Consider the following 12,352-nt stretch of genomic DNA (forward strand, 5'->3'; position numbering starts at 1 on the left):
TGTCCCTCCTCAATCGTACATGAATCGTCGGCGAAGCCGAAGCGAGTCAAAATGATCAATCGTCTCTTGGCGTACATTTTTTCCGATGCGCGCCATCAAACAGTTTGCGGGATGCGAAGCGATTTCGGGGTCGTCCGTCGGGAAGAAGACGAGTCCTCCATGATTCATCATCTTCTCCATCACTTTGCGGTAATCCCAAATGGAGAGTCCACTGCCTTTCAAGTCCCAATGCCAATAATATTCCGTCGTCAAAATTAAAAAATCATCCATATGGGGATCCATCATGGATACTTCGAGCAATTGTTTCCCAATCCGCTGCCCGCGAAAGCGAGGGCTCACCTCGATTGCCCCGAGCTCAAGAATATAAGGGTCGTTTCCTTCGCTCCAACGCTCATACGGGTCGGGATAGAGATACGTGACATAGCCGACGATGAGATCATCTTGTCTGGCGACGATGATTCTTCCTTCTTTTAATCCGGCAATATCAACAAGCGCTTCGTGTTGATCTTCTGGCTCACGAAAAGCTGTCAAACCATCATCGAGACGGTACGTCTGCAACACGTCAGGTGCAACGGGCCCATCAATCGTGACTTCCCCTTGTGAGGTTTGCCACGCCTTTGAATGATATTGTTTTTTCATAGGGTCACCACCTTTTCCACTTCTTATTATAGCGCTTTCAAGAGGTAAGAAACATCTGGATTTGATGGAATTGGAAATTCATTGATTTGTCACAATATTAACACTATACTGAGAGTGATTATACCAATCTGTACAGGGGAGGCGGATCTTTGACGATGGAAAAATTGAGAGCGTTATCAGGGGAACATCAATTAGCGTCGTATGAAGAGGCTTGTCAGTCGTTCGAATGGACACAAGCAGAAACATTGTTTTCTTGGAATTTGACGGGGAAAGTGAATATGGCATATGAAGCGATCGATCGTCATGCAGAGAGCGAAATGGCGACAAAAGTGGCACTACTCTATTTCGATGGGGATCGAGAAGAGCGGTACACGTATGCGGATATGAAGAAAGAGAGCAATCGTTCTGGCAATGTTTTAAAGTCGATTGGTGTAGAGAAAGGCGACCGCGTCTTTATCTTTATGCCACGCCAGCCAGAACTTTATTTTATTTTGCTCGGTGCGATCAAACTTGGTGCCATCGTAGGCCCATTATTTGAAGCATTCATGGAACAGGCGGTACACGACCGGTTGCTCGATTCTGAGGCGAAGGTGATTGTGACGACGAAGGAACTGTTGCCACGCGTCCCGGTCGACCAGTTGCCGCACCTCGAAACGATTTTACTCGTAGGCGAGGAGATCGAGGAGTCAGGAAAAATACTCGATTACCGTAAATTAGCAAACGAGGCGACGACAGATCTCGATCTGACATGGGTCGACCGTGAAGATGGATTGATTTTACACTATACGTCTGGTTCAACAGGGAAACCGAAAGGGGTCCTCCACGTCCATAACGCCATGATTCAGCATATGATGACCGGTAAATGGGTACTCGACCTCAAAGCGGATGATGTTTACTGGTGTACGGCTGACCCTGGATGGGTGACAGGAACGAGTTACGGGATTTTTGCACCGTTCTTGAATGGGACGACGAACGTCATCGTCGGGGGGCGCTTCAATCCAGAGTTTTGGTACTCGGTCATTGAGCGGTTCGGCGTAACGGTTTGGTATAGTGCACCGACTGCGTTCCGCATGCTTATGGGCGCGGGGGATGAGGCGTTTGAGTCATATGATTTGTCTTCGCTACGTCATATCTTATCAGTCGGAGAACCGCTGAACCCGGAAGTGATTCGCTGGGGTCATGAGGCGTTCGGTCGACGCATCCACGATACATGGTGGATGACGGAGACGGGTGCGATGATGATCTGTAATTATCCGACGATGGATATTAAACCCGGTTCTATGGGAAAACCGATTCCTGGCTGTGAGGCGGCGATACTAGATGATCGTGGTCAACCCCTCCCACCGCACCGTATGGGAAACTTAGCGCTAAAGACGCCTTGGCCATCGATGATGCGGAAAATTTGGAAGAACGATACGAAGTACGAGAGCTATTTCTGGGGAGACTGGTACGTATCCGGTGACTCTGCTTACATGGATGAAGATGGATACTTTTGGTTCCAGGGACGCGTAGACGATGTCATCATGACTGCGGGGGAACGAGTCGGACCGTTTGAAGTCGAGAGTCGTCTTGTCGAGCATCCGGCGGTCGCAGAGGCGGGTGTCATCGGGAAACCAGACCCGGTCCGAGGTGAAATCATTAAAGCGTTCATCGCGCTTCGAAAAGGCTATGAACCGTCTGCTGAGTTAAAGCAGGAAATCCAACAGTTCGTTCGAGATGGTTTGGCGGCCCATGCGGCCCCTCGTGAAATTGAGTTCAAGGACAAGCTTCCAAAGACACGAAGCGGAAAGATTATGCGCCGCGTCCTAAAGGCGTGGGAGTTAAATCTTGAGGCCGGTGACTTATCGACGATGGAAGACTGAATCAAAAAAGGCCGACACGAAATATGTGTCGACCTTTTTTTCATTCACCATCCGAATCGGCGTTATCTTCATCCGGTTGATCAGCTTCTTGTTGAGCTTCTTCTTCCGCTTTCTTCTTCGCTTCTTCCTCAGCCTTTTTCTTTGCTTCAGCCTCAGCTTTTCGTTTCGCTTCCTCTTCGGCCTTCTTCTTAGCGGCAGCATCGGCAGCAGCTTCTTGTTTCTTCTCTTCAGCCTCTTTTTTCGCTTCCTCAGCCTCTCGTTTTTTCTCTTCTTCTTCTTTCTTCTTCTCTTCCTCTTCTTTCTCTTTCTCTTCTACTTTTTTCTTCTCAGAGAATGAGCCAGAGTCTTTGAAGTCTTTCGCAGAGACGCTCGAAGGTTGTGAGAAGCGTGCGCTGACGCCTAGTGCTTCAGGATGATCCGCATATACCCGGTTCATCGTCTGGGACCAAATGCGCTGGGTCCGTTGATAGTAACGTCCATAATCCAATCCGTCTAGCATCGAGGCGAGTTGTGAGTCATAACCGGACCAGACAGCGAGTGTGACGTTCGGGTTTGACCCGACCAAATATGAATCGCGTTGATTGTTCGTCGTACCGGTTTTACCCATCCAATCCCCAGGGACGCTGAGTAACGATTGTGCATACGTCGCAGTACCTGACGTATAGACGTCACGGAGCATATCCACCACTAGGTAAGAAGTGCGTTCCGTGAAAATGCGCGTTTTCTTTGGTTCTGCTTCGTAAATCACTTCGCCTTGGTATTCGATTTGCTGGATGAAATATGGTTCCACGTGCTCACCATAGTTTGCGAGCATCGCATACGAGGCTGCCAAATCGATTGGTTTTACTTCTCCTGTCCCGAGGGCCATCGCTGATGCGTACCGGTTTCCTTCGGATACAGGAATCCCCATATCGACTAATTTTTGCGTATCAGCTGGCTTTTGGTTACGTTCTTCGTAAATTTTAACAGCTGGGACGTTCAACGAAAGCTTGAGTGCATCGCGAATCGTGACAGCTCCGCGGTACGTCTTCCCTTCGTTCTGAACTTGTTTTTTCGGTTGTCCTGGACCGGTGAACTGATAGTAATATTCCTCGTCAATGATTTGAGTGGCTGGCGTGATCATGCCGGCTTCAATCGCGTTTGAGTAAACGAGAATAGGTTTCGCAGTCGATCCGATTTGACGTTCTGCCCAGAAAGCTCGGTTTAAGTCGTCCGTCTTGCCATTGATATATCGGCCTCCGACGAATCCGAGTACTTTTCCGGTTTTATTTTCAATCATGACCGAAGAAGTTTGTTCAGGCAATGTGCGATCCTCTTCTTCTACATACTGATTGGGCCCGAAGTTCCCGGCATTTTTAGCCGGTTGTTGCATCGCTTCGTGAATCTCTTTATCAAGCGTTAAACGAATCGTGAATCCGCCTTGGCGCAGCATGTTATGTGCGCGTTTTGCGTAGCTTGAGCGAATGTCTTCTCGTTCTTTTGGTTCGAGGTCATTCATATTGATTTCATCTTGTTCAATTAAATAATCCGTAACGATTTGGCGTGCCTGAAGTTCAGCTTCATCAATGACATACGGATATTTATCACGCGGCTTTGTCTGTGTTTGCATAAAGTCTTGTGTGATGTCGTAATTGTATGCAGTGTCATACTCTTCTTTAGTAATCTTCCCGGCGACATACATCCGGTTCAAGACGGTTTTCATTCGGTTGATTGCACCGGATACGTCCTCTTTAATGACGCCGCCTTGGTAGTAAGGTGTATAGAAGAACGGGTTTTTCGGGATTCCTGCTAAAAACGCAGCTTGTGGGAGCGTCAACTTTTCGGCAGAAGTGTTGAAAACACCGCGAGCCGCTGCTTCGATTCCTGAGATGTTACGTCCCATCGAGTTGCGCCCGAACGAGACGACGTTCAAGTAAGCATTTAAGATTTCGTCCTTATCCATTGCTTTTTCAAGGCGCAAGGCGAGTAAAATCTCTTTTGCCTTCCGTTCGAACGACACTTCGTTCGTCAGCATTTGGTTTTTGATCAACTGTTGTGTAAGGGTCGATCCCCCCGTGCGATCTTCTGACCCGGTCGCTTCCTGTAAAATTGCGCGTAACGTCGCTTTCGGAACGACGCCATCGTGCTCATAAAACTCGACGTCCTCGGTCGCGAGAAGTGCATCGACGACATAAGGGGATACTTTTTCGACCGGGATCGGTATTCGAACCTCATCGGTCGTATAGTTCCCGATGCGTTCTCCGCTTCCAAAATGAATGTTGGAAGTCGAGGTGTACGTATTAATTTGTGATGTCATCGTCTTATAAGCGGGGGTCGGCATATCTTTGACAAGCGATGCGAAATAGCCGACACCGATTCCGGCGCCTAAAAATCCGATTAATAACACTGAAATGATGGTCAAAAGTAGGACATTCCAGGACACATCATACATCACATTGGCATAGCGACGTACTTTCATCGACGTCGGGTTATTCCATAAATCTCGAATCTTTTGCAGCATGACAGCCTCCTTCAATATGGTGTGAAACTATTTTAGACAGTAATATATTCGATTATAGCACAACACAACCTACAGATTACCGTGAAAGGGATGTCTCATGCAAGTTTCACAATGGGAGTTGACAAGTAGAAAACGATGCTTATAAAATGAATAGCATAGTTAACGATATGATGACGCTGTGAAGAAAGCGAAGTAGTCGGTGGGTCTCTTGTCCAGAAAGCTAGTGGTTGCTGTGAACTAGCCAATGCCAATCGATGAATTACACTTTCAGAGCGTGCCTTTAGGCCGGTTACGAGACCGTTATCTCTCGCTCAAGCGGTCGCAAAATGCGACAAGTAGGGTGGTACCGCGGAATCTCCGTCCCTTCTCATCATGAGAAGGGACGTTTTTTATGTCAATTGAAGGAGTGGAACAGATGGAACTATTAGAAGATTTAGCGTTTCGAGGGCTTGTCAGCCAAATGACAGATGAAGAAGGGATAAAGGAACAACTTAAAAAACCGACGACGTTATACACAGGGTTTGATCCGACGGCGGACTCGCTTCATATTGGGCATTTATTGCCGATTTTAACATTGAAACGGTTCCAGCAAGCTGGCCATCAAGTCATCGCCCTCGTCGGTGGGGCTACAGGAATGATTGGTGACCCGTCTGGTCGTTCAGACGAACGTTCCCTTAACACGTTGGATACGGTCAAACTCTTCTCTGATCGTATCAAAGATCAGTTGAGCCGATTCCTTCCGCTTGAAGGGGAAAATCCGATTACGATCCGAAACAACTATGAATGGACAGAAGAAATGTCGATCATCGATTTTCTCCGAGACATCGGGAAGCATTTCCCAATCAGTTACATGCTCGCGAAAGATTCAGTCGATTCACGTATGGAGGGTGGAATCTCATACACCGAATTCTCATACATGTTGCTCCAATCATACGATTTCTTGAAATTGTACGAGACGGAGACGTGCCGCCTTCAAGTCGGTGGAAGTGACCAGTGGGGGAACATTACGGCAGGCCTTGAATTGATTCGTCGTTTCGGTCATTCGGAAAAGGCATTCGGTCTCACGGTCCCGCTCGTTACAAAGTCGGACGGTCAGAAGTTTGGAAAGTCGGCTGGTGGTGCAGTTTGGTTAGATGCTGATAAAACGTCACCATACGAGTTCTACCAGTTTTGGATTAACGTCGACGATGCGGACGTCATCAAGTTCATCAAATACTTCACATTCATGAGCCGTGAAGAGATTGAAGCACTTGAGACAGAAGTGTCGGAAGCTCCTGAAAAACGTGTCGCACAGCGTCGTCTCGCCGAAGAGATGACAAAGCTCGTCCACGGAGAAGTCGGGCTTGAACAGGCGGAGCGGATCACAAAAGCGTTCTTCAGCGGTGATTTGACGTCGCTTCAACCGGAAGATATGACGGCTGCGTTTAAAGGCATGCCGCAATTCGAGCTTGATGGTGAGCGTAACATTGTCGATCTCCTCGTCGAAGCAAAAATCTCTCCATCAAAACGTCAAGCACGTGAAGATGTAACGAACGGAGCGATTTACTTGAACGGCGAACGTGAACAGGCACTTGATAAAGTCGTCACGCGTGAAGATACGCTCGGTGAGTTCACCATCATCCGTCGTGGGAAGAAAAAGTACTTCGTGATTCGTCACGTATGATCATCATGTCCGTCCCTCGTTTGTTGGGGGATGGACTTTTTTGTGCATGACGTGTAGCTCGGGTTTGTTAAAATAGTGAGACGGGAGGGATGATGATGGAGATAGAAGAATTTTTTGACGAATCGTTTCATTAATGGCGTGAATATTTTCGATACTATGAGATGGCGATCACAGAACTCGAGAGCGACCTCGGGATTATCGATTTGGATTGGCAGACGCGACTCGGGTATTCACCGATTGAACATGTGAAGACGAGAATGAAGACGTTGCCGTCGATCGTGCGCAAGATGAAGCGGAAAAACTTACCTTTAGAAGTGACTGCACTTTGGGAACACGTGCACGATGTGGCGGGGATTCGAATCGTTACGAGCTTCCGCGACGATATTTATGAAATCTTGCGTCATCTGGAGGCGCGGGATGATTTGGATATCGTCGAAGTCAAAGATTATATCGAGCATCCGAAGCCGAGTGGCTATCGGAGCTTACATCTGATCGTGAAGACAAAAGTCTATTTGGCCGAACGAATCATCTGGGTGCCGGCCGAGATTCAAATTCGCACGCTCGCCATGGACTTTTGGGCAGCGACGGAACATAAGCTTCAGTATAAATATCAACATGAAGTACCAGAATCATCGAAAGAAGAGCTCATTGAAGCGTCACTCATGGCCGACGCTCTCGATACGCAGATGGGACGCATTCGACAAGAGATATTAAAAAAATAAAAAATCCCCTTCACGAAGAAGGGGATAAAAAGCATTAACGTGAGTAGTACTCGACGATGAGTTGCTCTTTGATTTGGTCGTTAAGTTCAGCGCGTTCTGGGAGACGTACGAATGTACCTTCGAGTTTCTCAGCGTCGAACGATACGAAGTCTTTTGTAGCTGGTGCTACTTCAAGAGCTTCAGCGATTGCTTTCACGTTTTTCGACTTTTCACGAACTGCGATCACTTGACCAGGTTTTACGCGGTAAGACGCGATGTCTACGCGTGAACCGTCAACTGTGATGTGACCGTGGTTGACGAGTTGGCGTGCTCCACGACGTGTGCGAGCAAGGCCGAAACGGTAAACGAGGTTGTCAAGGCGTGATTCGAGCAAGAACATGAAGTTCTCACCGTGGATGCCTGGCATTTTACCAGCATCGTTGAAGATGCGGCGGAATTGCTTCTCGTTCACTCCGTACATGTGACGAAGTGCTTGCTTCGCTTGAAGCTGAAGACCGTATTCTGAGATTTTTTTACGACCATTTCCGTGTTGACCTGGTGCGTAAGGACGTTTAACTAATTCTTTACCCGTTTCGCTAAGCGAGATGCCTAAGCGACGCGAGAGTTTCCAAGCTGGACCTGTGTAACGAGCCATGATTGGACTCCTCCTTGTTGTTCATGTATTTTGCACAAAAGAACAACGGTGTCAAAGACGAGTAACGCCCCTTTCAAGGTGCAAGCACCTTCACTTGATAGCGAAGCTACGAGATGCCCCTCCGACTAAGTCGAGGCCCGAAAGGTGGATACGTTTGTCTATGACTGCTATCGTCATTTCATGCACAAAGATGAGTATACGATGAAAGTAAATGCTTGTCAATCAAATAAAGCGAAGTAACGTCTCACAAAAACGTTCGAGCCCTTCTCGGTCGATTTCAGAGAAACGATCGAGTTCAGGGCTATCGATATCGAGGACGCCAATCGTCTTGCCATCACGTACGAGTGGGACGACAATTTCCGAGTTGGAAGCCGCATCGCAAGCGATATGTCCTGGGAATTGATGAACATCGGCTACGAGTTGGGTTTCTTGTGTGGCAGCCGCCGTTCCGCAAACTCCTTTACCGAATGCGATATGAACACATGCCGGAAGGCCTTGGAAAGGACCTAAAATCAAACTGTCATCGGAGTTCGTCACGTAAAACCCGACCCAGTTGATTCGGTCTAAAAATTGATTCAATAGAGCACTGGCGTTGGCAAGGTTGGCCACTGTATTCGTTTCTCCTTCTAACAGGGCGGCAAGCTGCTTGTTTAGTAGGTCGTAACCGTCTTTTAAATCATCTGAATACGATGTCGTTTGGAACATATCACAATCCTCCATTTTTCAAAAGTAAATTAGAATGTAGCATTATGGTACACGCAAATTTTGCGTTTGTCTTGCTTGAAAGTTCCGAAAAAGGAACAATCTCCACTGAAACCATTGGAAAACCTATGCAAATCATTGGTTCTATAATATGATTAAGTATATCTATTCTTATAAAATACTTCTTTTTTATATAAGGTACATAAGTCCACGAAAGCGGCTTGGAGGTTGTGACAAAGATGGATTACGGAATTTATGGATTAATTATTGGAATCATCGCCGTCGTATTAGGCGGAATGTTAGGAAGTATGCTCATCCGAAGGAATTTTTACCAAAAAATTGACGATTTGGATATGAGGAAACAAAGCGTGCTCAGCGCGAGCGTACCTGTTGAGCTCCAAAAATTCAAGCAGTGGCCGATGGAAGGGGAAACGAAAGAGAAGTTTGATCGTTGGCATCAATCTTGGGATGAGTTGGTCAGTGTGCATACGGGTCAAATCGATGAAGCGTTGTATCGGTCAGAAGAAGACTTGGATAAATACCGTTTCATGAAAGTAAAGACCGATTTGAATGCGACTGAACAACTTATTGAAGAACTCGAGGCGATGGTACACGCCATGCTCGATGAGATGGATGAGTTTACGACACATCATACTTCGCTCATAGACATCGTGAAGCAAGATGAAAAAGAACTGTATCAGTTCCGCAAGACGTTACAGGCGCAAAATCAGGCATTCGGACCGACTTATGCGCTAGTTGAACAAGAGATTGTGGCAGCCGAGACAAAACGGAGCGAGATGATCAACTTAAAGCAAACCGGTCAAGTCTCGCAAGCGTTTGAGGCGGGACAAGCCTTATCAAGCCAAGTCGCCCATATCCGTGAATTGATTCGCATCATCCCACAGTTTGTACGTACGGTACAAGTCGAGTTAAAACAACAACTCCAACAGTTGCGTGCCGGGCATAAGGAGATGCAAATGGACGGATATGCGCTCGAGCCGCTCGGATTGCTAGAAGAAATCGATCAGGCAGAAGATCGTCGTGAGGAAATGATGGCCCGAATCGAACGTTTGGAGTTCGAACATTTTGAAGAGGATATGCAACAATTGAGTTCAGATATCGATCAGTTGTTTGAAGCGTTCCGGACAGAAGTCGATGCTCGTCAATACGTGAAAAAAGAGTTCGCGGCAATTCAAGAGCGTGAGCAGCGTTCTACTGAAATCATGGAAAACCTACAGACGGAAATGTCTCGACTTGTCAGCAATTATGAGATCAATGCCCGCGTCGGTGAAGAGTTCGAACAGTTAGAGCGGGAACGGACGACACTTACCGCGAACGTGCTTGATATCGAACAGGCCCTAGTCGCACAAATGTTGCCGTTTAGCTTGATCAAATCCAAAGTGCAAGAGGCGAAACGTTCACTTGACCAGTTCAATGCGATGCACGAACGATTCATCGAGGACACGAATTCGTTACGAAAAGAAGAACTTGAAGTACGACACAAACTTGAAACGTGGAAGAAAGAATTGTCTTCACACCGACGCCTCTTGGCGAAAAGTGCGATGCCGATGATTCCGAATGACTTATCGAACGATTTGCGTCAACTTCAAAAAGGGGTCCAATCGTTAGACGAGCAATTCGATAAAGCGCCGTTCAATATGACATACATTGTCGGACTTAGTCATGACATTGAAGAGATGATGGACAACTTCCGTGACCGTGTACATGCGCTCATTCGACAAGTGACATACGCCGAGCAGTTGTTGCAGTATGCGAACCGTTTCCGTCGTCGCGACAACGAGGTGCACATCGCCTTGACGCTTGCAGAAAATAAATTTTTGCACGGTGAGTATGGAACGGCGGTTGAAATCGGTGAACGGGTACTGAGTCGCTTTGAAGAGGATGGGGCACATCGGATTCGTCAACGTGTGGACCATGGATTGGAACAACAAGAGCTGTTAAAAAAATAAACGATGCATGAAGGTTGACGGAAACGGGAAAAACGTAGACGTCAATCTTTTTTCTATCAAGGAGGAATCGTCAGATGGGTACGCTATGGGTCAACGGAAACATTTATACGTTAAACAAACCAGGAGAAATGGAACGTGCCATGTTTATCGAACACGGTCGCGTCTTAAAGATGGGGGAAGAGGGGAATCTCCGACGTACATACGCCGGTCGAATCGAAGACATCGTGAACTTGAATGGGAAGAGTGTATATCCTGCTTTCACTGATTCACATATCCATCTCGTAGGGTATGGGGAAGCGCTAGACCGAGTCGACGCGAGTGAAGCGACGAACCTTCGGGAATTGCTTGAAACGATGAAACAACAAGGGTCAGATGACGAATGGATTGTGGCCGAGGGGTTCGATGACCGTCTGCTCGGTGAGATGCCGACACGAGAGAGGATCGATGAGGTGATAGGCGATCGTCCTGTCGTACTGAAGCGAGTTTGTCGTCATGTGGCGGTCGTAAACTCGAAAGGGCTCGAGCGACTTGGGCTCATACACCACACGGTCATTGAAGGTGGGAAGCTCGGTCGAGACGAAGATGGAAAGTTGAATGGGGTCCTATACGATGCCGCCTTGGACCTCCTCTATAAAGAACTAAGTGGAAACCGAAAGAAGAATGCGACTTCTTTACGACGTGCCATCGATTCGTTATTTGCTCATGGCATCGTAGGCGCGCACACGGAAGATTTGTTTTATCACGGGGATCCGCTTGAGACGATTCAAGCATATGAAGATGTCTTGGATGAACTACCGTTTCAGGCACATCTCCTCGTTCACGAACAGGTCGTGGACCGTGTGATTCAGCATGACGCGATGACAAAGCGGAAGCGGTTTGATTTCGGGGCGATGAAACTTTTTGTTGACGGTTCGTTCGGTGGACGTACCGCTCTCTTATCGATTCCGTACGCAGATGACCAAAGTCAGCGGGGAATCGAAGTGCATCGGCCGGATCATCTTGAAGCACTCGTCAAAAAGGCACGCACGTATGGGATGAATGTGGCGGCACACGTAATCGGGGATGCGGCGGTCGAACAATTTGTCAGCCTGCTCGAAAAATATCCGGCGAAAAAAGGGACGCGCGACCGAATCATTCATGCCTCATTGTTAAACGATTCGCTCATCAAGCGAATCAAATCGCTACCGGTACTGATTGACGCACAACCTGTATTTTTATCGGATGACGTAGATATGTTGTTTGAGCGATTAGGGAATGAGCGTGTTCATGACGTCTATCGTTTCAAGTCGCTACTCGACACGGGGGCATTGCTATTAGGGGGAAGTGACGCACCGATCTCGTCTGTCGACGTCCGTAAAGGATTGTTCGGGGCAGTGGCGCGTCAGTCCTTTAAAGGCTCGGCTACACTGAATCCGAACGAACGCCTGTCCATGTACGAGGCGCTCCGAAGCTTCACGTATTCACCTCATGTCGCGACGGGCACACACGGAAGGAACGGGCTACTGATCCAAAGTTACAATGCAAACTTTACAGTGTGGGACGAAGACTTTTTCGAGTTAAGTGGGGAGGCTATTCTCCATAATCGCCTCCTTATGACCGTGGTCGAAGGGAAACCTGTATTTGAAGCAGAGACGGTTACACCGTAAAAAAGAGGAGCTGA

9 protein-coding genes and 1 other annotated feature are annotated in these 12,352 nt (G+C 47.6%); of the genes, 5 read left to right on the forward strand and 4 right to left on the reverse strand.

All coding sequences use genetic code 11. From position 1 onward, the window contains the following. Positions 1–9 precede the first annotated feature (9 nt). Positions 10–639 carry a GNAT family N-acetyltransferase gene (locus KNP00_RS03790; protein ID WP_215142424.1) on the reverse strand — a complete coding sequence of 210 codons (630 nt, stop codon included), beginning with the start codon at positions 637–639 and terminating at the stop codon, positions 10–12. A 155-nt stretch (positions 640–794) separates the two neighbouring features. Here KNP00_RS03790 and acsA point away from each other — a divergent pair, with 155 nt between their 5' ends. Then, a complete protein-coding gene (gene acsA, locus KNP00_RS03795) occupies positions 795–2,501 on the forward strand; it encodes an acetate--CoA ligase (protein ID WP_215142426.1) in 1,707 nt (568 codons plus the stop codon). 40 nt (positions 2,502–2,541) lie between these two features. Here the strand turns inward: acsA and KNP00_RS03800 are convergent, their stop codons facing one another. Continuing rightward, positions 2,542–5,001 carry a transglycosylase domain-containing protein gene (locus KNP00_RS03800; RefSeq protein WP_215142428.1) on the reverse strand — a complete coding sequence of 820 codons (2,460 nt, stop codon included), beginning with the start codon at positions 4,999–5,001 and terminating at the stop codon, positions 2,542–2,544. Positions 5,002–5,170: 169 nt separating this feature from the next. After that, positions 5,171–5,369: a binding site (T-box leader), on the forward strand. A gap of 47 nt (positions 5,370–5,416) precedes the next feature. Here KNP00_RS03800 and tyrS point away from each other — a divergent pair. Further along, on the forward strand, positions 5,417–6,664 hold the full coding sequence (gene tyrS, locus KNP00_RS03805) for a tyrosine--tRNA ligase (protein ID WP_215142430.1): 1,248 nt from the start codon (positions 5,417–5,419) through the stop codon (positions 6,662–6,664). 161 nt (positions 6,665–6,825) lie between these two features. Then, the gene (locus KNP00_RS03810; RefSeq protein WP_215142432.1) at positions 6,826–7,386 is read left to right on the forward strand and encodes a GTP pyrophosphokinase; all 561 of its coding nucleotides are present in this window, start codon (positions 6,826–6,828) and stop codon (positions 7,384–7,386) included. Between the two features lie 34 nt (positions 7,387–7,420). Here KNP00_RS03810 and rpsD read toward each other — a convergent pair whose 3' ends face one another. Next, positions 7,421–8,020, reverse strand: coding sequence for a 30S ribosomal protein S4 (gene rpsD / locus KNP00_RS03815; protein ID WP_074033444.1), 600 nt, complete (start codon positions 8,018–8,020; stop codon positions 7,421–7,423). Positions 8,021–8,242: 222 nt separating this feature from the next. After that, on the reverse strand, positions 8,243–8,725 hold the full coding sequence (locus tag KNP00_RS03820; protein ID WP_215142434.1) for a GAF domain-containing protein: 483 nt from the start codon (positions 8,723–8,725) through the stop codon (positions 8,243–8,245). Positions 8,726–8,961: 236 nt separating this feature from the next. On the opposite strand from KNP00_RS03820, the gene ezrA reads away from it, so the two are divergent. Beyond that, the gene (gene ezrA, locus KNP00_RS03825; RefSeq protein ID WP_215142436.1) at positions 8,962–10,692 is read left to right on the forward strand and encodes a septation ring formation regulator EzrA; all 1,731 of its coding nucleotides are present in this window, start codon (positions 8,962–8,964) and stop codon (positions 10,690–10,692) included. Positions 10,693–10,766: 74 nt separating this feature from the next. Continuing rightward, positions 10,767–12,338 (forward strand): amidohydrolase, encoded by a 1,572-nt coding sequence (locus KNP00_RS03830; RefSeq protein WP_215142438.1) that lies wholly within the window; start codon positions 10,767–10,769, stop codon positions 12,336–12,338. Positions 12,339–12,352 lie beyond the last annotated feature (14 nt).

The sequence above is a fragment of the Exiguobacterium qingdaonense genome (genome assembly GCF_018617855.1).
Taxonomy (GTDB): Bacteria; Bacillota; Bacilli; order Exiguobacteriales; family Exiguobacteriaceae; genus Exiguobacterium; species Exiguobacterium qingdaonense.